Annotated in this window: 18 protein-coding genes and 2 tRNA genes; 14 read left to right on the top strand and 6 right to left on the bottom strand. The window is 72.2% G+C overall.

Annotation, left to right across the window (positions count from 1 at the left end):
- Positions 1–46: 46 nt before the first annotated feature.
- Positions 47–448, bottom strand: coding sequence for a type II toxin-antitoxin system VapC family toxin (locus ACZ6EM_RS35770; RefSeq protein WP_380353518.1), 402 nt, complete (start codon positions 446–448; stop codon positions 47–49).
- A 226-nt stretch (positions 449–674) separates the two neighbouring features.
- Complete coding sequence (locus ACZ6EM_RS35765; protein ID WP_465774228.1) at positions 675–1,022, bottom strand: hypothetical protein; 348 nt, start codon at positions 1,020–1,022, stop codon at positions 675–677.
- A 30-nt stretch (positions 1,023–1,052) separates the two neighbouring features.
- Here ACZ6EM_RS35765 and ACZ6EM_RS35760 point away from each other — a divergent pair, with 30 nt between their 5' ends.
- The 4 genes from ACZ6EM_RS35760 (at position 1,053) to ACZ6EM_RS35745 (ending at position 6,626) form a co-directional block, all read left to right on the top strand.
- Positions 1,053–2,135 carry a hypothetical protein gene (locus ACZ6EM_RS35760; RefSeq protein WP_465774227.1) on the top strand — a complete coding sequence of 361 codons (1,083 nt, stop codon included), beginning with the start codon at positions 1,053–1,055 and terminating at the stop codon, positions 2,133–2,135.
- Positions 2,132–2,287: a hypothetical protein gene (locus tag ACZ6EM_RS35755; protein ID WP_359909976.1), complete on the top strand. Its 156-nt coding sequence runs from the start codon at positions 2,132–2,134 to the stop codon at positions 2,285–2,287. The genes ACZ6EM_RS35760 and ACZ6EM_RS35755 overlap by 4 nt, the downstream gene beginning before the upstream one ends.
- A 183-nt stretch (positions 2,288–2,470) precedes the next feature.
- Entirely contained in the window at positions 2,471–5,116 is a 2,646-nt protein-coding gene (gene acnA / locus ACZ6EM_RS35750; protein ID WP_380546611.1) for an aconitate hydratase AcnA, read from the top strand.
- 202 nt (positions 5,117–5,318) lie between these two features.
- On the top strand, positions 5,319–6,626 hold the full coding sequence (locus ACZ6EM_RS35745; RefSeq protein WP_380546613.1) for a glycoside hydrolase family 18 protein: 1,308 nt from the start codon (positions 5,319–5,321) through the stop codon (positions 6,624–6,626).
- Positions 6,627–6,794: 168 nt separating this feature from the next.
- Here ACZ6EM_RS35745 and pepN read toward each other — a convergent pair whose 3' ends face one another.
- Positions 6,795–9,389 (bottom strand): aminopeptidase N, encoded by a 2,595-nt coding sequence (pepN, locus tag ACZ6EM_RS35740; RefSeq protein ID WP_452179543.1) that lies wholly within the window; start codon positions 9,387–9,389, stop codon positions 6,795–6,797.
- Positions 9,390–9,612: 223 nt separating this feature from the next.
- Here pepN and ACZ6EM_RS35735 point away from each other — a divergent pair, with 223 nt between their 5' ends.
- Entirely contained in the window at positions 9,613–10,245 is a 633-nt protein-coding gene (locus ACZ6EM_RS35735) for a mycothiol-dependent nitroreductase Rv2466c family protein (RefSeq protein WP_380546617.1), read from the top strand.
- Between the two features lie 79 nt (positions 10,246–10,324).
- On the opposite strand, the gene ACZ6EM_RS35730 is transcribed toward ACZ6EM_RS35735, so the two are convergent.
- Complete coding sequence (locus tag ACZ6EM_RS35730; RefSeq protein WP_380546619.1) at positions 10,325–11,749, bottom strand: amino acid permease; 1,425 nt, start codon at positions 11,747–11,749, stop codon at positions 10,325–10,327.
- Positions 11,750–12,015: 266 nt separating this feature from the next.
- On the opposite strand from ACZ6EM_RS35730, the gene ACZ6EM_RS35725 reads away from it, so the two are divergent.
- The 4 genes from ACZ6EM_RS35725 (at position 12,016) to ACZ6EM_RS35710 (ending at position 15,460) form a co-directional block, all read left to right on the top strand.
- On the top strand, positions 12,016–12,615 hold the full coding sequence (locus ACZ6EM_RS35725) for a biotin transporter BioY (protein WP_380546621.1): 600 nt from the start codon (positions 12,016–12,018) through the stop codon (positions 12,613–12,615).
- A 104-nt stretch (positions 12,616–12,719) separates the two neighbouring features.
- Positions 12,720–13,205 carry a ribose-5-phosphate isomerase gene (locus tag ACZ6EM_RS35720; RefSeq protein ID WP_359914820.1) on the top strand — a complete coding sequence of 162 codons (486 nt, stop codon included), beginning with the start codon at positions 12,720–12,722 and terminating at the stop codon, positions 13,203–13,205.
- A 352-nt stretch (positions 13,206–13,557) separates the two neighbouring features.
- Positions 13,558–14,784, top strand: coding sequence for a PP2C family protein-serine/threonine phosphatase (locus ACZ6EM_RS35715; RefSeq protein ID WP_359914822.1), 1,227 nt, complete (start codon positions 13,558–13,560; stop codon positions 14,782–14,784).
- A gap of 478 nt (positions 14,785–15,262) precedes the next feature.
- A complete protein-coding gene (locus ACZ6EM_RS35710) occupies positions 15,263–15,460 on the top strand; it encodes a hypothetical protein (protein ID WP_359914825.1) in 198 nt (65 codons plus the stop codon).
- Positions 15,461–15,493: 33 nt separating this feature from the next.
- Here the strand turns inward: ACZ6EM_RS35710 and ACZ6EM_RS35705 are convergent, their stop codons facing one another.
- Entirely contained in the window at positions 15,494–16,282 is a 789-nt protein-coding gene (locus tag ACZ6EM_RS35705) for a DUF6348 family protein (RefSeq protein WP_401055723.1), read from the bottom strand.
- A gap of 190 nt (positions 16,283–16,472) precedes the next feature.
- On the opposite strand from ACZ6EM_RS35705, the gene ACZ6EM_RS35700 reads away from it, so the two are divergent.
- Positions 16,473–17,030 (top strand): DUF6197 family protein, encoded by a 558-nt coding sequence (locus ACZ6EM_RS35700; protein ID WP_359914831.1) that lies wholly within the window; start codon positions 16,473–16,475, stop codon positions 17,028–17,030.
- A 74-nt stretch (positions 17,031–17,104) separates the two neighbouring features.
- Here ACZ6EM_RS35700 and ACZ6EM_RS35695 read toward each other — a convergent pair.
- A tRNA-Gly gene (locus ACZ6EM_RS35695) sits at positions 17,105–17,175 on the bottom strand.
- A 194-nt stretch (positions 17,176–17,369) separates the two neighbouring features.
- On the opposite strand from ACZ6EM_RS35695, the gene ACZ6EM_RS35690 reads away from it, so the two are divergent.
- The 4 genes from ACZ6EM_RS35690 (at position 17,370) to ACZ6EM_RS35675 (ending at position 20,748) form a co-directional block, all read left to right on the top strand.
- A tRNA-Pro gene (locus ACZ6EM_RS35690) sits at positions 17,370–17,443 on the top strand.
- A gap of 306 nt (positions 17,444–17,749) precedes the next feature.
- On the top strand, positions 17,750–19,141 hold the full coding sequence (gene tig, locus ACZ6EM_RS35685) for a trigger factor (protein WP_401054011.1): 1,392 nt from the start codon (positions 17,750–17,752) through the stop codon (positions 19,139–19,141).
- Between the two features lie 268 nt (positions 19,142–19,409).
- On the top strand, positions 19,410–20,030 hold the full coding sequence (locus ACZ6EM_RS35680; protein ID WP_380353544.1) for an ATP-dependent Clp protease proteolytic subunit: 621 nt from the start codon (positions 19,410–19,412) through the stop codon (positions 20,028–20,030).
- 55 nt (positions 20,031–20,085) lie between these two features.
- Positions 20,086–20,748 (top strand): ATP-dependent Clp protease proteolytic subunit, encoded by a 663-nt coding sequence (locus tag ACZ6EM_RS35675; protein ID WP_380546627.1) that lies wholly within the window; start codon positions 20,086–20,088, stop codon positions 20,746–20,748.
- Positions 20,749–20,902: the final 154 nt, after the last annotated feature.

The following is a 20,902-nucleotide window of genomic DNA, read 5'->3' as shown; positions in this document are numbered from 1 at the left end:
CCTGCTAACGCGGCCGGGGCTCCGAGGACACCCGGCCCGTGGCGGCTCAGTCGCGCCGGATCCCCCGGATCTCGCAGCGCGGCCCGCTGGCCCGCATCAGCCGCAGGTCGGCGGTGACCAGCGGCACCCCGTACCGCTCGGCGACCGCGACGTACGCGGCGTCGTCCGGGGTGAGGTTGTCCTTGAGCTCCCAGATCCGGCCGAGCAGCGGCGCCACCTCGACCTTGCGGATCGTCACCGCCGCGAGTTCTCCGGTGAGTTCGGCGACCCGCTCGGCGGTCAGTTCCTTGGCCAGGTAGAGCCCGCGCAGCGACTGCATCACCTCGATGACGATGTGCTCGGGCGCCACCCATTCGCCGCCGGAGGCGAGTTCCGCGCGGGCCCGGATCCCGCGCGGGCCCTGGTCGGCGAGCGCCAGTACCAGCGCGGATGCGTCCACCACGATCATCTGTCGGCCCCTGCCCGTTTCCGCACGTCGAGTCACCGGCCACGGTACCGGGGCGGCCCGGGGGCGCGTCCCGCGGATCCCTGCCGCCCCCTCGCGCCCCGTGACGAGGTGGGCGCCCCGCCTGCCGTGCCTGCCGTGCCTGCCGCGCCCGCCCCGCACGGCCGGACGCCGGGGCCCGGAAGCCGCGTCACGGGCGGGGCGGGGCGGGGCGGGGGCGGGGCGGCGGTCAGGGCAGGATCAGCAGTCCGGCCAGCAGCGAGGCGGCGTTGGCGGTGCCGGCGGCGAGCCAGGGCAGCGGGTCGCGCGGGCGGAGCCCGGCGAGCGGGCCCAGCAGCAGCGCCTCGACGGCGCAGACCGCGGCCTCGCCGAGCGTGAAGCCCGTCCAGTACGCTGCCGCCGGCCCGTCGGTCCAGTGCCGGAGGGTCCACCAGAGCAGCGGGTGCGTCACCAGGTTGACCAGGACGGCGGCCGCGGCCGCCCGCCCGGGTCGGACCCGCCCCACGCGGACGAGGGCGGCGGTGTAGACGGGCGTCTCGGTCAGCAGGGTGAGGGCGAGGGCCACCGGATAGCGCACGGCGGGGATCGTGCCACGGAGAGGGGGAGCATGGCGACCACGAGCGCGGGCGCGACCACCGGCGCCACCGGCGTCCCCGGCGCCACCAGCGCCACCAGCGCCCCCGGCGCCGCAGGAACCGCAGGCGCCGAGGGAACCGCCTGGCCCGCGCCCGGCCCGGCCGCCCGGCCCGGCGTCGCGCCGTTCGCGGGCTTCGCCCTGTCGGCCGTCCTCGCCCTGGCACTGGCGCTGCGGGCGCCGACCGGCCTGGCGGTGCTGGGCCTGGCCGTCTTCGGCCTGCTGCACAACGTGCTGGAGCTGCGTTACGTGGCCGGCCGCTTCGCCGCCGTGCTGACCGGCCCGCTGCTGCGGCTGCTGCTGGCGCTGGTGACCGGCATCGTGCTGTGCCGCCTGCTGCCGCCCTCGCGGGCCGCCCAGTCGGCGGAGGTCCTGCTCGCGTACGGCCTGCTGGCGGCGGCCTGCCGGTACGGGCTGCGCGGCCGTCCCCGGCTGCTGCTCGCGGGCGTGGTGCTGCTGGGGGTGGCCGGCGCGGCCTCGCTGGCGTTTCCCGCGTACCACTTCGTGGTGCTGGCCCATCTGCACAACGTGGTGCCGCTGCTGTTCCTGGCCGAGTGGTCGCGCCGGCTGGCGCGGGGCCGTGCGGCGTTCCTGGCGTTGCAGTCGGCCTGGGTGCTGCTGGTGCCGGCCCTGTTGTTGAGCGGTCTGCTGGACGGGCTGCTGTCCGAGCGCCCCGGTGGCTGGACGGACCGGCTGGCGGCGGCGTACACCCCGCCGGCCCTGCTGACGCCGCAGGCGGGGCTGCGCTTCCTGGCGGTGTTCGCCTTCCTCCAGTCGATGCACTACGTGGTCTGGGTGTGGTTCCTGCCGCGGTACGCGCCGGAGGCGGCGGAGCGCTTCGACGCCCGGGTGCCGGGGCTGCGCGGGGTGCGGGCCTGGGGGCTGGGCGCGGTCCTGGGGCTGCTGCTGGCCCTGTTGTTCGCGGTGGATTACGCCCGGGGCCGGTCGGTGTACGCCGCGTTGGCGAGCTACCACGCCTATCTGGAGTTCCCGGTGCTGCTGATGCTGGTTCTGGGCCCGGGAGCGAACCGGGCGCGAACGGAGGAGGAAGAGTGACGACGATCCGGCTGGCCGACATCGCCCCCTCGCCGACCGGCGGTTCCGGTGGTGAGCTTGTGGTGGTGCTGCTGGTGGCGGCGGCTGTCGTGGCGGGTGCGGTGTGGCTGATCAGGCTGGAGCGCAAGCGGCGCGGCCCGGACGACCGGTGAGCCACGGCATGCACTATGGTTTATCTCGACATCGAGATAACTGCCCTTTACGATATATCTCGACATCAAGATACTTGCCGAGAGGCGCTCGCCGGCGATGCGGGCAAGGTCAGCCTAAGTAAGGGTGACCTTACCACCGCGTGGCGGCCGGATATCGCACGAAGCACCCAGAAGGAGTCAGTCGTGTCCGCGAACAGCTTCGACGCCCGCAGCTCGCTGCAGGTGGGCGACGAGTCGTACGAGATCTTCAAGCTCTCCGCCGTCGAGGGTTCCGAGCGGCTGCCGTACAGCCTCAAGGTGCTGCTGGAGAACCTGCTTCGCACGGAGGACGGCGCGAACATCACCGCCGACCACATCCGCGCCCTCGGGGCCTGGGACGAGAACGCCCAGCCGAGCCAGGAGATCCAGTTCACGCCGGCCCGCGTGATCATGCAGGACTTCACCGGCGTGCCGTGCGTGGTCGACCTCGCCACCATGCGTGAGGCCGTCAAGGAGCTGGGCGGCGACCCGGCCAAGATCAACCCGCTGGCCCCGGCCGAGCTGGTCATCGACCACTCGGTCATCGCCGACAAGTTCGGCACCAAGGACGCGTTCACCCAGAACGTCGAGATCGAGTACGGCCGCAACAAGGAGCGCTACCAGTTCCTGCGCTGGGGCCAGACCGCCTTCGACGAGTTCAAGGTCGTCCCGCCGGGCACCGGCATCGTCCACCAGGTGAACATCGAGCACCTGGCCCGCACCGTCATGGTCCGCGGCGGCCAGGCCTACCCGGACACCTGCGTCGGCACCGACTCGCACACCACCATGGTCAACGGCCTGGGCGTGCTGGGCTGGGGCGTCGGTGGCATCGAGGCCGAGGCCGCCATGCTCGGCCAGCCGGTCTCCATGCTGATCCCGCGCGTCGTCGGCTTCAAGCTGACCGGCGAGCTGCCGGCCGGCACCACCGCCACCGACCTGGTGCTCACCATCACCGAGATGCTGCGCAAGCACGGTGTGGTCGGCAAGTTCGTCGAGTTCTACGGCGACGGCATCGGCTCCATCCCGCTGGCCAACCGCGCCACCATCGGCAACATGTCGCCGGAGTTCGGCTCGACCTGCGCGATCTTCCCGATCGACGCCGAGACCATCAACTACCTGAAGCTCACCGGCCGCGACGAGCAGCAGCTCGCCCTGGTCGAGGCGTACGCCAAGGAGCAGGGTCTCTGGCACAACCCGTCGCACGAGCCGGTCTACTCCGAGTACCTGGAGCTGGACGTCTCCACCGTCGTCCCGTCGATCTCCGGCCCGAAGCGCCCGCAGGACCGCGTGATCCTGGCCGAGGCCGCCGAGCGGTTCGCCGAGGCGCTGCCGACCTACTCCGCCGAGGCCTCGAAGCCGACCGCCGTCACCGCCCCCGACGGCTCGTCCTACGAGATCGACAACGGCGCGGTCGTGATCGCCTCGATCACCTCCTGCACCAACACCTCCAACCCCTCCGTCATGCTGGGCGCCGCCCTGCTGGCGAAGAAGGCCGTGGAGAAGGGCCTGCGCGTCAAGCCCTGGGTCAAGACCACCCTGGCGCCCGGCTCCAAGGTCGTCATGGACTACTACGAGAAGGCCGGCCTGCTCCCGTACATGGAGAAGCTGGGCTTCAACCTGGTCGGCTACGGCTGCGTCACCTGCATCGGCAACTCGGGCCCGCTGCCCGAGGAGGTCTCGGCCGCCGTCAACGAGGCCGACCTCGCGGTCGTCTCGGTGCTCTCCGGCAACCGCAACTTCGAGGGCCGGATCAACCCGGACGTCAAGATGAACTACCTGGCCTCCCCGCCGCTGGTGGTCGCCTACGCCCTCGCCGGCAACATGAACATCGACATCACCAAGGACGCCCTGGGCCAGGACGCCGACGGCAACGACGTGTTCCTCGCCGACATCTGGCCGTCCGAGCAGGAGGTCGCCGACACCGTCGCCGGCTCCATCGACGAGGCCATGTTCGACAAGGGCTACCAGGACGTCTTCGCCGGTGACCACCGCTGGCAGTCGCTCCCGGTCCCGACCGGCAACACCTTCGAGTGGGACGCCGAGTCCACCTACGTCCGCAAGCCCCCGTACTTCGAGGGCATGGCCAAGACCCCGAGCCCGGTGACCGACATCGCCGGCGCCCGCGTCCTGGCCAAGCTGGGCGACTCGGTCACCACCGACCACATCTCCCCGGCCGGCAACATCAAGCCGGGCACCCCGGCGGCGCAGTACCTGACCGCCAACGGTGTCGAGAAGCGCGACTTCAACTCCTACGGTTCCCGTCGTGGCAACCACGAGGTGATGATCCGCGGCACCTTCGCCAACATCCGCCTGCGCAACCAGATCGCGCCGGGCACCGAGGGCGGCTACACCCGCGACTTCACCCAGGCCGACGCGCCGGTGTCGTTCATCTACGACGCCTCGCAGAACTACCAGGCCGCCGGCATCCCGCTGGTCGTCCTGGCCGGCAAGGAGTACGGCTCCGGTTCGTCCCGCGACTGGGCCGCCAAGGGCACCGCGCTGCTGGGCGTCAAGGCCGTCATCGCCGAGTCGTACGAGCGCATCCACCGCTCGAACCTGATCGGCATGGGCGTCCTGCCGCTGCAGTTCCCGGAGGGCGAGAACGCCGAGTCCCTCGGCCTGACCGGCGAGGAGACCTTCTCCTTCACCGGCGTGACCGAGCTCAACGAGGGCCGCACCCCGAAGACCGTCAAGGTCAAGGCCGGTGACGTCGAGTTCGACGCGGTCGTGCGCATCGACACCCCCGGTGAGGCGGACTACTACCGCAACGGCGGCATCCTGCAGTACGTGCTGCGCTCGCTCATCGGCTGATCGGGCTCATCGGCTGACCGGGCACGGCGGCCGAGTCCCGCACGGGCCCGAGGAGGGGCCGGACCGCACATCGCGGTCCGGCCCCTCTTTTGCATGCTGCACCGACCGGGCCCGCCCCCTTGTGCGGTGAACGGCAGATGGACTAAACCTCTCTCTCATCTGGTCCAGACCATTTGACGTCGCTTCAGAGAACAGGTCCGGTATGCCCACTCGCGCCTCAGCCCTGCTCGCCGCCGCCACCGTCGCCGCGCTGCTCGCCGCCCCCGCCACCGCCAACGCCGCCGACGGACGGCACGGCCCGAAGCTGAAGGGCCAGCGGGTCGGCTACTTCACCCAGTGGGGCGCCGACAGCTCCGCCAAGCGGGTCCAGGAGTCCGGCCAGGCGGCCAGGCTCACCGTCATCAACTACGCCTTCGGCAACGTCTCCGCCGAGGGCACCTGCTTCGAGAGCAACGAGGCCGGCCAGGGTGACGCCCACAACGACTACCAGCGCTCCTTCTCCGCGGCCGAGTCGGTGGACGGCGTGGCCGACGCCCCGGGCCAGAAGCTGAAGGGCCACTTCAACCAGCTGCGCAAGCTCAAGGCGAAGAACCCCCAGCTGCGCACGGTCGTCTCGCTGGGCGGCTGGAGCTGGTCCAAGTACTTCTCCGACGCGGCCGCCACCCCCGAGGCCCGCAAGAAGTTCGTCTCCTCCTGCATCGACCTCTACCTCAAGGGCGACGTGCCGGTCCTGGCCGGCTCCCCGGAGGGCGGCAAGGGCGCGGCCGCGGGCGTCTTCGACGGCATCGACGTCGACTGGGAGTACCCGGGCGGCGGCGGGGACGCGGGCAACGTGGTCCGGCCCGAGGACGGCCGCAACTTCACCCTGCTGATGCAGGAGTTCCGCGACCAGCTGGACGCCCTGAGCGGCAGGAAGGGCAAGCACTACCTGCTGACCGCCGCCGTGGCCGCCAACGAGACCGTCGCCGACCGGCTCGAACTGCCCCGGCTCAGCGAGTCGATGGACTGGCTGAACGTGATGACCTACGACCTGCACGGTCCGTGGGAGGGCAAGGGCCCGGCCAACCACCAGGCCAACCTGTACTCCGACCCGACCGACCCGGACCCGCGCCGGCGCAGCGCCGACACCGCCGTGACGCACTACCAGGAGCGCGGGATGCCCTCCGAGCAGCTCGTCCTCGGCGCCCCGCTGTACGGCCACGGCTGGACCGGCGTCGCCCCCGGCAAGCGCGGCGGCCTCTTCCAGAGCGCCACCGCGGCCGCGCCCGACCACTCGTACCAGGAGATCAACGCGCTGCCGGGCAAGGTCTACCTGGACCGTGACCACGGCGCGTCCTGGAAGTACGACGGCACCACCTTCTACAGCTACGACACCGCCGAGGTGCTCACCCAGAAGGCGCGGTACACGCGCTGGAACGACCTGGCCGGGGTGATGGTCTGGTCGCTGGACGGCGACGACGCCCAGGGCAGCGCGATCGCCGCGCTGGACCGCGGTCTGCGCCGCGACTGACCGCCCCGCATCCAGGGCCCGCCGCGGACGCACCCGCGGCGGGCCCCCGCTACGCCGTCGGCTGCGCGCGCGGACGTGTACCGTCCCGGCGAGCCGGCCGTGGCGGTGAAGGCCCTTTCGGCGTACGGCCGTTGCGGCGTACGGCCGGTCAGGCCCGGGGGCGGTCCGTCAGGCCCGGTCGCAGGCCTGCGCCCGCAGCGCGCGGGCCAGGTCGTCGCGGCGCTCCAGTACCAGACGGCGCAGCGCCGGCGCGGCCTGAGGGTGCCCGGCCAGCCAGGCGTCGGCCTCGGCCAGGGTCTGCTCGTCGGTCTGGGCGATCGGGAAGAAGCCGCCGACGATCCGCATCGCGATCTCGATGGTCCGGTCGGCCCAGATCCGCTCCAGCAGCTTGAAGTACGGCGCCGCGTAGAGGGCGCTCAGGTCGCGCTGGGAGGGGATCGAGAAGCCCGCGGTGTTGGCCTCGACCAGGGCGCTCGGCAGCTCGTCCGAGTCGATCACGGCCGACCAGGCGGCGGCCTTGGCCTCCGCGGTGGGCCGGGCGGCCAGGCACTGGGTGTGGTGCCGCTTGCCGCTCGCGGTGTTGTCGGCGGCCAGTTCGGCGGCCAGCTCCTCGTCGGCGGCCTGGCCGGAGGCGGCCAGCGCCAGCCACAGCGACCAGCGCAGGTCCTGGTCGACCTCCAGTCCGTCGATCCGGGCGCTGCCGGACAGCAGGCCGCGGACCAGGCCGAGGTGCTCGGCGCCGCCCGCGGTCTGGGCGAGGAAGCGGGCCCAGGCCAGCTGGTGGTCGCTGCCGGGGACGGCTTCGCGCAGCTCGCGCAGGGCGCCGTCGGCGAGCAGCCGGCCGCCCTCGCCGCGCCAGGCCGGGTCCGCGTACAGGTCGACGGCGGTCTTGGCCTGGGCGTGCAGCGACTGGAGCACGCCGATGTTGCCCTCCTGGCCGGCGAACCGCAGCACCAGGGCGACGTAGTCGCGGGCGGGCATCAGGCCGTCCCGGGTGAGGTTCCAGACCGCGGACCAGGTCAGCGCCCGGGCCAGCTCGTCGCGGATGTCGCCGAGGCCGGCGCGCAGGTTCTCCAGCGACTCCTCGTCGAAGCGGATCTTGCAGTAGGTCAGGTCGTCGTCGTTGAGCAGCACCAGCGCCGGGCGGGGCAGGCCGGCGGCCTCGGCGACGACGGTCCGGGCGCCGGTGACGTCCAGTTCGATCCGCCCGGTGCGGACCAGGGCGCCGTCGGCGTCCCGGTCGTACAGGCCGACCGCGATCCGGTGGGGGCGCAGCACCTCGCCGTCCTGGAGCACCGCCAGCTCGGTGATCCGGCCCTCGGCGTCGGTGGTGACCTGCGGGGTGAGCGAGTTGACCCCGGAGGTCTGGAGCCAGGCGGCGGCCCAGGCCTTGAGGTCGCGGCCGCTGGTCTCCTCCAGCACCTCCAGCAGGTCGCCCAGCTCGGTGTTGCCGAAGGCGTGGCGCTTGAAGTAGCGGCGGGCGCCCTCGAAGAAGGCCTCGGACCCGACGTACGCCACCAGCTGCTTGAGGACGGAGGCGCCCTTGGCGTAGGTGATGCCGTCGAAGTTGAGCTTGGCGTCCTCCAGGTCCCGGATGTCCGCGGTGATCGGGTGGGTGGTGGGGAACTGGTCCTGCCGGTAGGCCCAGGCCTTGCGCTGGTTGGCGAAGGTGACCCAGGCGGAGGAGTAGCGGGTGCGGGCGCCGATCAGGCCGTAGGAGCCCATGAAGTCGGCGAAGGACTCCTTCAGCCACAGGTCGTCCCACCAGCGCATGGTGACCAGGTCGCCGAACCACATGTGCGCCATCTCGTGCAGGATGACGTTGGCCCGGCCCTCGTACGCGGCGTCGGTGACCTTCGAGCGGAAGACGAACTCCTCGCGGAAGGTGACGCAGCCGGGGTTCTCCATCGCGCCGATGTTGTACTCGGGAACGAAGGCCTGGTCGTACTTGCCGAACGGGTACGGGTAGTCGAACTCCTCGTGGAAGAAGTCGAGTCCGAGCTTGGTGACGCCGAGGATCTCGTCCGCGTCGAAGTACGGGGCCAGCGACTGGCGGCACATCGCGGAGAGCGGGATCTCCAGCGCGGTGCCGTCGGCCAGCTCGCGGCGGTAGTGGTCGCGGGCGACGTGGTACGGGCCGGCGACGACGGCGGTGAGGTAGGTGGAGATCGGCTTGGTCGGCGCGAACTCCCAGGTGCGGCCGCCGTCCTGCTCGGCGGCGTCCTGCCCGGTGCCGTCCTGCTCGGTGACCTTCTCGTGGGGGGCGTTGGACCACACGTTCCAGCCGGCCGGGGCGGTCACGGTGAAGGTGAACGGGGCCTTCAGGTCGGGCTGCTCGAAGTTCGCGAACACCCGGCGGGCGTCGGCCGGCTCGTAGTGGGTGTAGAGGTAGGTCTCGCCGTCCACCGGGTCGACGAAGCGGTGCAGGCCCTCGCCGGTGCGGCTGTAGGCGCAGTCCGCCTCGACGGTCAGCACGTTCTCGGCGGCCAGGCCGTCGACGTGCACCCGGGCGCCGTCGTAGGCGGTGGCCGGGTCGAGGGCTCGGCCGTTCAGGGTGACCGAGCGGACGGCGGGGGCGAGCAGGTCGAGGAAGGTGCCGGCACCGGGCTGGGAGCAGCGGAAGGTGACGGTGGTGGTGGAGCGGAAGGTGCCGGCCGCCCGGTCAGGGGCCGAGGTCACGTCCAGCCGGACCCGGTAGCCGTCCACGGTCAGGATGCTGGCCCGCTGCTGCGCCTCGTCGCGGCTGAGGTTCTTGCCCGGCACGGCGGTACTCCTTTGTCCGGCTCGCACGGTGGTGCGCCTGTGGGTGGTGCGGTCTCGCGCGGGGTGTGCCCCGCGCGCGGGGTCATCCTTTCACGCCGCTCGCCGTCAGTACCATTGCACAGGCCGCCGCGTTCGCGCCGGAATCAGCGGCCCCGGGCGGGTGTTGGCGTTCCGGGGGTGGAACTCCTCCCTGCCCAGGATCGCCTCACGAAGGACACCACCAGTGACGACTGCCACTGAGCGCAAGACCGCCGACTTCTGGTTCGACCCGGCCTGCCCGTGGGCGTGGATGACGTCCCGCTGGATGGTCGAGGTCGAGCGGCTGCGTCCGGTCGACGTGCGCTGGCACGTGATGAGCCTGTCGGTGCTCAACGAGCACCGGGACCTCCCGGAGAGCTACCGGGAGCTGCTGGACAACGCCTGGAGCGCGGTGCGGGTCTGCATCGCCGCCGCGGAGCAGCACGGGCCGCAGGTGCTCGGCCGGCTCTACACCGAGCTGGGCGTGCGCTTCCACAACCAGGGCCTGCCGCAGAACCGGGAGACCATCGAGGCCGCCCTGGTGGCCGCGGGCCTGCCGGCGGAGCTGGCCGACGCGGGCGGCACGGACGCCTACGACGACGCCCTGCGCGCCTCGCACAAGGAGGGCATCACCCTGGTCGGCGAGGACGTCGGCACCCCGGTGATCGCGGTCGAGGGCGCGGACGGCGAGCGGGTGGCCTTCTTCGGCCCGGTGGTCACCCCCGCCCCGAAGGGCGAGGCCGCGGCCCGGCTGTGGGACGGCACCCTGCTGGTGGCCTCCACCCCGGGCTTCTACGAGATCAAGCGCACCCGCACGGCCGGCCCGTCCTTCGAGTGAGCCGTACGTAGTTCCCCGCAGACGCGGCAGGGCCCGGTACCGATCGGTACCGGGCCCTCGCCGTGCGTGGACGGGAAGGTCAGCGCAGGGCGGCGTCCCGGCGCTGCTTGAGCAGCCCGGCGACGGTGAGCAGCGCGACCAGCACGCCGGCCGCGTACAGCTGGTCGCGGTTGCCCTCGGTGGTGGTCATCAGGGCGAGGATGGCGGCCACGGCGGCCATCGCGACCCAGGTGAGGTACGGGTAGCCCCACATCTTCACGGTGAGCAGCTCGGGCGCCTCGCGCTCCAGCCGGCGGCGCATCCGCAGCTGGACGACGCAGATGAACAGCCAGACCACCAGGATCGCCACGCCGGTGGTGTTCATCAGCCAGGTGAACACGGTGTCCGGCCAGAACTTGGCCGCCAGCACGGCGCCGAAGCCGAACAGGCAGGAGATCAGCACGGCTCTGCGCGGCACCCCGCCGCTGACCTTGGCCAGCGCCTTGGGGCCCTGGCCGCGGCCGACCAGCGAGTACGCCATCCGGGAGGCGCCGTAGATGTTGGCGTTCATCGCGGACAGCAGCGCGACCAGCACCACCACCTGCATGATCGTTCCGGCGGCGGGCACCCCGAGGTGGCTCAGCACGGTGACGTACGGGCCGTCGGCGACGACCTTCGGGTCCTTCCAGGAGACCAGGGTGACCACCAGGGCCATCGAGCCGATGTAGAAGATCGCGATCCGCCACACCGCGGTGCGCACGGCGTTGGCGACGTTCTTCTTGGGGTCGTCGGACTCGGCGGCGGCGATGGTGACGGTCTCCAGGCCGCCGTACGCGAAGACCGAGGCGAGCAGGCCGATGATCAGTCCGTCGACGCCGTTGGGCAGGAAGCCGCCCTGGCCGGTGAGGTTCGCCGTGCCGGGGGCGCCGGGGCCGATCACTCCGGCGATGCCGAGCCCGCCGAGGACCAGGAAGGCGATGATCGCGGCGACCTTGATCGCGGCGAACCAGAACTCGAACTCGCCGAAGTTCTTCACCGCGGTGAGGTTGCTGGCGCAGAAGAAGGCCATGAACAGGCCGACCCAGACCCAGGCGGAGACGCCGGGGATCCAGCCGTTGACGATCTTCCCGGCGGCGGTGGCCTCGGCGGCGACGCCGCAGCAGAGCATCACCCAGTACATCCAGCCGGCCGTGATCCCGGCCCAGGGGCCGATCTCCTTCTCGGCGTGCACCGAGAACGAGCCGGAGGCGGGGCGGGCGGCGGACATCTCGCCGAGCATTCTCATGATCAGCATGACCAGGAGGCCGGAGAGCACGAACGCCAGGATGATCGCCGGGCCGGCGGCCGCGATGCCGGCGCCGGAGCCGACGAAGAGGCCGGCGCCGATCACGCCGCCGAGGGCGATCATGGACAGGTGGCGCTGCTTCAGGCCGTGCGAGAGCTGCTGACCACCCGACGCCGGGCCTGCGGCCGGCTGGGTGCCGTTGGGGGTCCCGGTCGCCGTCGGGGCGGAAGTGGGGGCCATAGGGGTGGTTCCAGACTGTGCGGTATGCGACATGAGCTGTCCAATATCCGGCGGCACCCCTGTCCATGCCAAGAATGTTCGATTCGGGCCCACCATGCGGACCCTGCCGAAACCTACTGTGATCATGCTGTGACCAGGAGTTGTTCCGGTCCGGTTCCGACAATGCCCGAGGGCGGGGGTTTGTCCGAAACCGTGCCGTTCGCCCAGTGGATCACCGCGTAGGTTCACAGGTGTTCACTCACCTGGACTCTCACGGAGGAGCCCCGATGGCCACTGCCACCACCCCGATACCGCGCCGCACCGTCCTCGCCGACCTGCTGCCCGCCGCCTCCACCCGCCTCGGCGCCCAGGCCCGCGACCTGGCCCTGGTGGCCGGCGGCGCCGCGCTGACCGGCCTGGCCGCCCAGCTGTCGGTGAACGTCCCCGGCTCGCCGGTGCCCGTCACCGGCCAGACCTTCGCCGCCCTGCTGGTCGGCACCGCGCTCGGCGCCCGCCGCGGCGTCGCCTCGATGGTGCTCTACCTGCTGGCCGGCATGGCGGGCCTGCCCTGGTTCGCCGAGGGCACCTCGGGCTGGGCGACGGCCTCCTTCGGCTACGTGATCGGCTTCGTCCTCGCCGCCGCCGTGACCGGTGCGCTGGCCCGCCGCGGCGCCGACCGCACCCCGGTCAACACCGCCGTCACCATGGTCCTCGGCAGTCTCGCCATCTACGCGGTCGGCGTCCCGTACCTCGCCCTGTCGCTGCACGTGTCGCTCGCCCGCGCCGCCGAGCTCGGCCTCTACCCGTACCTGGTCGGCGACGCCGTCAAGGCCGCCTTCGCCGCCGGCGCCCTGCCGCTGGCCTGGAAGCTGCTCGGCCGGCGCTGATCCGCCCGGCCGGCCCGCGTCGCCCGGCCGCCCCGCGCCGCCGTCCCACCCGGTCGGCGCCCCCGTTGTCGGGCCCGGGCGCACGCGCATGCCACACTCATGGCATGCGCGTGTACCTGGGCTCAGACCATGCCGGATACGAACTGAAGAACCACCTCGTGGAGTGGCTCAAGGGGGCCGGCCACGAGCCGGTCGACTGCGGGCCGCACATCTACGACGCCGAGGACGACTACCCGCCGTTCTGCCTGCGTGCCGCCGAGCGCACCGCCGCCGACGAGGACGCCCTGGGCATCGTGATCGGCGGCTCGGGCAACGGCGAGGCGATCGCCGCCAACAAGGTCAAGGGCGTCCGGGCCGCGCTGGCCTGGAGCGTGCAGACCGCCGAGCTCGGCCGTCAGCACAACAACGCCAACGTGATCTCCATCGGCGGCCGCATGCACACCCAGGAGGAGGCCACCGAGTTCGTCGAGGTCTTCCTCAAGACCCCGTACAGCGGCGAGCCCCGGCACACCCGCCGGATCGAGATGCTGAGCGAGTACGAGACCACCGGCGAGCTCCCGCCGATCCCGGCCCACCACCCGCAGGGCTGATCCCGCCACCCACCCTCCCCGACGGCCGGCCGCACGCTCCCGTGCGACCGGCCGCCGCCGTGTCCGGACACCTCCGGACGGCCCTGGACGCCCCCGGACCTCGCCCGACGGGCCCGCGGCGGCCCACTCCGCCTGTGGGATCGGCCACAGGCCCCGGCGCTCGGACACCCCCGTACGCGGGGCGCGCACGCCGCCCGCACGGCTCCGTACGCCCAACCGGCGTACGCCTCCTGACGGCACGCCCGCAACCCCGCCGATCGGCCGAAACCCGCCGGGCGCCCCGCGTTCCGGCACCCGCGCCCGCCCCCGGCCCGTCGACGCCGGGCCGTGCCCGTGGATAGGGTCGGACCCCATGGCTGGCAGAGCGCCGGGCACACCGCCCCAGACGACTGCGACGAGGCCCGGCGCCGCCACGGCGTCCGAGTCCGTGACGGCCCGGTTGCGCAAGAGGGTCCGCCGGGTCCGCCGAAGGCTGCGCACAGCCGGTGTGGACTACTTCCGCGGCGGCGCCGCCGACTGGCCGGTGCTCTGCGCGCTCGCCCTGCTCGTCCCGCTGCTGATCCTGCTCAACATCTGGATGCCCGACTGGGCCCCGCCCACCTCCCTGGTCCTGCCGATCCTGGCCGGCGCCCTGCTGCTGCGCCCCGGCAGCCTGGTGGTGCTCTACGCGCTGGCCGCGCTCGGCCTCTCCTCCGAGTCCGTGATCCACACCGGCCAGCGGGTCGCCAGCGACAACCCCGAGGCGTACATCTACGGCGTGACCCCGGGCGCGGCCCTGGTGGTCGGCGCCGCCGGGGTGGGCGGCCTGCTGCTCGCCCAGTTCCGGGCCCGGGTCGGCGTGCCCTGGTGGGGCGGCTCCACCATGCTGTTCGACCTGCGCGAGCGGCTGCGGGTGCAGAGCCGGGTGCCCGAGCTGCCGGAGGGCTGGCACGCGGACATGGCGCTGCGCCCGGCCGGCGGCCAGTCCTTCTCCGGGGACTTCGTGGTCGCCGCCCGCACCGGCCCCGGCCAGCGGCTGCTGGAGGTGGTCCTCGCGGACGTCTCCGGCAAGGGCATGGACGCCGGCTCCCGCGCGCTGCTGCTCTCCGGCGCCTTCGGCGGCCTGGTCGGCTCGCTGCCCGCGCACGACTTCCTGCCCGCCGCCAACGGCTACCTGCTGCGCCAGTCCTGGGAGGAGGGCTTCGCCACCGCCGTCCACCTGGTGCTGGACCTGGACACCGGGGAGTACGAGCTGCTCTCGGCCGGGCACCTGCCGGGCATGCAGCGGCTGGCCGGGGAGGGGCGCTGGGAGGTCAAGCAGGCCGAGGGTCCGCTGCTCGGGATCTACGACGGCGCCAAGTTCGAGGGCGTGCGCGGCCGGCTGAACCGGGGCGACGTGCTGATGCTGTGCACCGACGGCATGGTCGAGGCCCCGGGCCGGGACCTCGGGGAGGGCATGGACCGGCTGATGGGGGAGGCGGACCGGCTGGTGCCCGGCGGCGGACCCGGGACGGGCACGGGCACCGCGGCCGCGCTGATCGAGACGGTCGCCCGGGACATCAACGACGACCGCGCCGTGCTGCTGCTCTGGCGCGACTGACGGTGCCGTCGGGGCACATGCCAAGGGCAGCCGCCGCTGTCAAGCCCGGCAGCTGATCTTCGGCCAATTCGCAGGCCCCGTCGACGGAGCGGACCAGCGGCTTCCGTTCCCCGCCCCCGGCCGTTTTCCGGCCGCTCAGCACGGCCCCGCCGACGATTCGTCAGGACGGCTCCGCTATCGTCCCGGTCGGCGGAAACTCGTCTCGCATCGCAGGATATCGGCGTTGGGCTGACTTTCAGACCTTTACGCAATCGGCACGGTCGACCACACTGAGTCCGGGCGGGACTGTTCAGGATTCGGGGGATTGGGGGCGTCACGTGCGGCACGACAGACAGCGGTCGACTGTGGGCTCCCTCGCCGGCGCTGCGCCGGACGGTCCGCGATTCCGCCTCGGGACCGTCGGACAGGCCGGGGTCCGGCTTTCGCAGGTGCCGCCGGGCGGCGGCACCCCGCTATGAAAACGAGGAAGTGAGTCCGGGTGGCACTCTCCGTCTCCGCACTGGTCCTGTTCGCGATCCTGTGCATCATCTTCATCCGCAACAAGCAGATGAAGATCCCGCACGCGATCGTCGCCGCCCTGTTCGGCTTCATGCTCCACGAGACCACGGTCGCCGGCTCCATCAACTCCCTGCTGGCCAACCTCGCGCACAGCATCTCCGGCATCACCGGCGGCTGACCCGGCCGGGCCGTCCGCACCCTCGCCCAGGGGTCACCGGTCGGCCCGTCTGGCCTCCCGCCAGCGAGCGAACAGTCCCCGGGGGCGCGCCGCCGGGGCCGGGGCACGCATCGGCGCGGGTGCCACCGCACCCGCCGGCGTGTGCTGCCCCGATGCCGTCGGTTCGGCCGTCAGCAGCACGAACAGCCGTGCCCAGCACAGCCGTTCGCCCCGCGGCCAGTCCAGCGCGCGCAGCGCCGCCGACGCCGCCTCCGACACCTCGCCGCCCACCCGGACCTCGGCGACGTCGTCCCCCGCCTTCCCGCCCAGGAAGAGCTTGACGCCCACCGGCCCGGGCCCGGTCAACCCGGCGCGCAGCGCGGGCGCCAGCGCCGGCAGCACCCGGTGCTCGGCGAGCCAGCCCGCCAGGTGCTCGTTGCCGAAGCCGAACACCGCGGCCGGCCCCTGCACCGCGTGCCAGCCCGGGAGTCCGGGCAGGGCCGGGCGGTCGGCGCGGATCCCGCGGCCCCCCGCGACCTCGACCAGCACCGGGGCGGTGGTGGTCGCCCACATCTTCACCGCGTTGGCGAGCTTCTCCTCCTCGGTCTTGCCGAGGCCTGCCGCGCAGTCCCACACCACCGGGGCGTCCGCCCGGCCCAGGTGGAGCGCGAAGCCGAGGTCCACGTGCCCGGCGCCGTCGTCCCCGGGGTGCTCGCGCACCGCCACCGCGGTGGTGCCGGGGCCGCGGACCACCTCGCCGTCCGGGCGGAACACCTGGCCCAGTCGCGCCATCTCCCGGACCACACAGCGCTGAATGACGGCCAGTCGCTCCTGCGGATGCACCGGGACTCCTCCACCTCGGGAGCGCGGCGGCTGAGCTCGCGCTCGAACTGCGCTCGAACGCCGCCGAGGCTATCGGCCCGACAGCCCGCCGGGAAACCATGCGGACCCCGCGGTCCTCCGGTCGCGGAAACGTCCCGGATGCCCCACTTTGGGCAGCGGAACCTGAAGGCCGTCCGCCCGGAGGACCCGCATGCCCCGCACCACCGCCCCGCCCCCGCCCGTCCTCCTCGCCCCCGGGCCGCCGCCGTTCGGCCCGGCCGGCCCGGGACTGGTCGCCGAGATCGAGGCCTACCTCGCCTCGCTGCCCGCCCCCGCGCGTACCCCGGTGCCGTACGTCTGCCCCCACGGCAGCGTCCTGCGGCCCTGGCAGGCCGGCCACCCCGAGCCCCGGGCCACCCTGCTCGACCGGGCGCTGGGCCGGCCCGCCCGCCCCGTGCCGGTCGGCGCGGCCGACCACCTCCGGCTCGCCTCCCGCTACATCGGGGCGCACGGCTGGCTCCAGGGCGCGATGTGGGACGCGGCCGGCCGGGTCTGCCTGCTCGGCGCGCAGGCCGCCGTCCTGGCGCACGGCTACGGCACCCCGGACACCGTGCGCACCGCCCGGGTCCAGCTGATGGAGGTGCTGCACGCCACCGGCCGCCCCGCGCGCTCCCCGGACGAGTACAACGACCGCCCGACCACCCGGGAGGGCGACGTCCACCAGCTGCTGGACCGGGCCGCCGCCCGGGCCGCACGGCTCGGACTCTGAGGCGGAAGGGGCCGCGACGGCCCCGGGAACGCCGACGGCCCCGGTGCGCTGGGCGCACCGGGGCCGGATCGGAGAGCGGGCGACGAGAATCGAACTCGCGTGACTAGTTTGGAAGACTAGGGCTCTACCATTGAGCTACGCCCGCACGACGCTCCCAGCCGTCACCGGCCGGAAGTCCGGGGGACAGCGTACCTGGTCCGGCCGCCCGAGCGCACGCCCCCTCGCCCGGCGCCCTGCGCGCACCCCCTCGCGCCCGCGCGGTATATGTCGCGGTCGCGCCCGCGCGGAACAACTCGGCGAGCCGTGCAGGCCCGGCGTGTACGCTTCCTCTCGGCACCACGGGGTGTGGCGCAGTTTGGTAGCGCGTCCGCTTTGGGAGCGGAAGGCCGTCGGTTCGAATCCGGTCACCCCGACAGTGCGGCAGGGTCTCGCCCGACGGGGGCGGGGCCCTGTTCTGTGTGGGAGCTCTCCGGCGGCGGTACGGTGGCGCCTGGCGTCCGCCTTTCGTGGTACCGGTAGGATGGGGCGCTGGCGGTAGTCCCTGTGGCGTCCACCCAGGTCAACCGCACGAGGGCGAGGAGTCAAGCTCACCGTCCACCCCACGGGAGATGCAGCTCCAACCGCCCATCGCCCGTCTCGTCCGACCCCCTTTCCGGCTCCGGCCGGGTGATGGGGACGGGCGGAGACAACCTGACCGCAAGCCCCTAGGAGACCTAACCGTGAAGAGCGCCGTCGAGACTCTGAACCCGACCCGGGTTCGACTCACCGTCGAGGTGCCCTTCGAGGAGCTCAAGCCCAGCCTCGACGCGGCGTACAAGAAGATCAACCAGCAGGTCTCGGTCCCGGGCTTCCGCAAGGGCAAGATCCCGAACCGGGTCATCGACCAGCGCTTCGGCCGTGGTGCCGTGCTGGAAGAGGCCGTCAACGACGCCCTGCCGCGCTTCTACACGCAGGCCGTCGACGAGGGCAAGATCGAGGTCCTCGGACAGCCCGACATCACCAACATCGAGGGTGTCGAGAAGATCGCCGATGGCGGCGACCTGAAGTTCACCGCCGAGGTCGACGTCCGTCCGGAGGTCACCCTGCCGGAGTTCTCGTCCATCGAGGTGACCGTCGACCCGATCGTCGTCTCCGACGAGGACATCGAGAAGTCGCTGGAGCAGCTGCGCGAGCGCTTCTCCTCGGTCAAGGACGTCGAGCGCGCCGCCGCCGAGGGCGACATCGTGGTCGTGGACCTGGTCGCCAAGGTCGACGGCGAGGTGCCGGACGACGGCACCGCCAACGGCGTCAGCTACGAGATCGGCTCGGGCCGCCTCATCGACGGCATCGACGAGGCCGTCGTCGGCCTGTCGGCCGGCGAGGAGAAGACCTTCGAGACCGAGCTCAAGGGTGGCACCCAGGCGGGCAAGACCTCCGAGGTCACCGTCACCGTCACCGCCGTCCAGGAGAAGGAGCTGCCCGAGCTGGACGACGAGTTCGCCCAGCTGGCCAGCGAGTTCGACACCCTGGAGGACCTGCGCGCCGACTCCCGCAAGCGCCTGGAGCGCATGAAGGAGTACGACCAGGCCACCCAGGCCCAGGAGAAGGTCCTGGACGCGCTGCTCGCCCTGGTTGAGATCGAGTACCCCGAGAAGCTCCTCAAGGACGAGGTCGAGACCCGCAAGCACAACGTGGAGCACCACCAGCTCCAGCCGATGGGCCTCACCCTCGACGCCTACCTGGAGACCCAGGGCAAGACCGCCGAGGAGTGGGACGCGGAGATCGAGGAGCAGGCGAAGAAGGGCATCAAGACCCAGTTCGTCCTGGACCAGATCGTCGCCGACGAGGAGCTGGGTGTTAACCAGGAGGAGCTGACCGAGCACCTCATCCGCCGCGCCGCCGGCTCCGGCCTCACCCCGGACCAGTTCGCCCAGCAGGTCGTCCAGGGCGGCCAGGTTCCGCTGCTGGTCGGCGAGGTCGCCCGCGGCAAGGCGCTGGCCACCGTGGTCGAGGCCGCCAAGGTCGTCGACACCGAGGGCAACGAGATCGACTTCGACGACGAGGACGAGACGGCCGAGACCGTCGAGGCCGCCGCCGAGGAGACCTCCGCCGAGGAGAAGACCGAGGCCTGAGCGCCCCGGTAGCCCCTCCAGGCTGCAGCGGGCCCGGACGCCGTACGGTGTCCGGGCCCGCTGTCGTCCCCGCCCGCGACCACCGCGACCCTGCGCTCACAGCGAACAGTTCTGCGTGAGGGATTCTGCGGCCCGGCCTGCGCGTTAGGGTCCTTGGACAGCACCAATCACGACGTGATACCCGGAAGCTGTGCGACATCGTGACGGCCGTGGAGCGACCGTCCAAACCGACTGAGCAGGTGGCTAAGTGACGTTCCCGCAGATGCAGATGCCTGGCCCGATGGCGCCGCACGCCGCCGCTGGTGACGTGCTCGGCGGCCTTGGCGACCAGGTCTACAACCGGCTGCTCAACGAGCGGATCATCTTCCTCGGCCAGGCGGTCGACGACGACATCGCCAACAAGATCACCGCGCAGCTGCTGCTGCTGGCCGCGGACCCGGACAAGGACATCTTCCTCTACATCAACTCCCCGGGCGGCTCGATCTCGGCCGGCATGGCGATCTACGACACCATGCAGTACATCAAGAACGACGTCGTCACCATCGCGATGGGCATGGCGGCCTCGATGGGCCAGTTCCTGCTCACCGCGGGTGCCCCGGGCAAGCGCTTCTCGCTGCCGAACTCGACCATCCTGATGCACCAGCCCTCCGCGGGCCTCGGCGGTTCCGCCACCGACATCCGCATCCAGGCCGAGCAGCTGCTCCGCACCAAGAAGCGGATGTCCGAGCTGATCGCCCACCACAGCGGCCAGTCCTTCGAGCAGATCACCGCCGACTCCGACCGCGACCGCTGGTTCACCCCGGAGGAGGCCCTGGAGTACGGCCTCATCGACGCGATCATGCACAGCGCCGCGGACGTCCCCGGCGGCGGCGGCACGGGCGCTGCCTGAGCCTCGGCCCGGCCCGCGAGACCACAGCCCCAACGCCCCGGAGGACAAGGACCCCATGAACATCCCCAGCCTGTCGGCCGCCCAGGCCCGCGTCGAGGACATGCGCGCCGAGGGCCGCTACATCGTCCCGCGCTTCGTCGAGCGCACCACGCAGGGCATCCGCGAGTACGACCCGTACGCCAAGCTGTTCGAGGAGCGCATCATCTTCCTCGGCTCGCAGGTCGACGACGTCTCGGCGAACGACATCATGGCGCAGCTGCTGTGCCTGGAGTCGATGGACCCGGACCGCGAGATCCAGATGTACATCAACTCGCCCGGCGGCTCGTTCACGGCCCTGACGGCCATCTACGACACCATGCAGTACGTGAAGCCGGACATCACCACGGTCTGCATGGGCCAGGCGGCCTCCGCCGCGGCCGTGCTGCTCGCCGCCGGCACCCCCGGCAAGCGGATGGCGCTGCCGAACGCCCGCATCCTGATCCACCAGCCGTACACCGAGACCGGCCGCGGCCAGGTGTCCGACCTGGAGATCCAGGCCAAGGAGATCTTCCGGATGCGCGAGCAGCTGGAGGAGATGCTCTCCAAGCACTCCAACCGGACGGCGGAGCAGGTGCGCGACGACATCGAGCGCGACAAGATCCTGACCGCCGAGGAGGCCGCCGAGTACGGCCTGATCGACCAGATCATCTCCACCCGCAAGACCTCGCTGACCTCCTGAGGTCGGCTCCCTCCCGGCCCGCCCCCGGGTCGGAGGGCCGTCGGGGCGGGGTGGGGGCCCGGGGGTGGACCCCCCCCCCGCCCAGCGGGGGGGCCTCGCAGCCGAATCTCTTTTGGGCCCACTCCCCCCAGGGGTCGGGGAAAAATCGGGAAAA

It is taken from the genome of Kitasatospora sp. NPDC041917, from assembly GCF_055589745.1.
The sequence above is the reverse complement of the archived record's forward strand: the minus strand, read 5'-3'. Positions and strand labels throughout refer to the sequence as shown.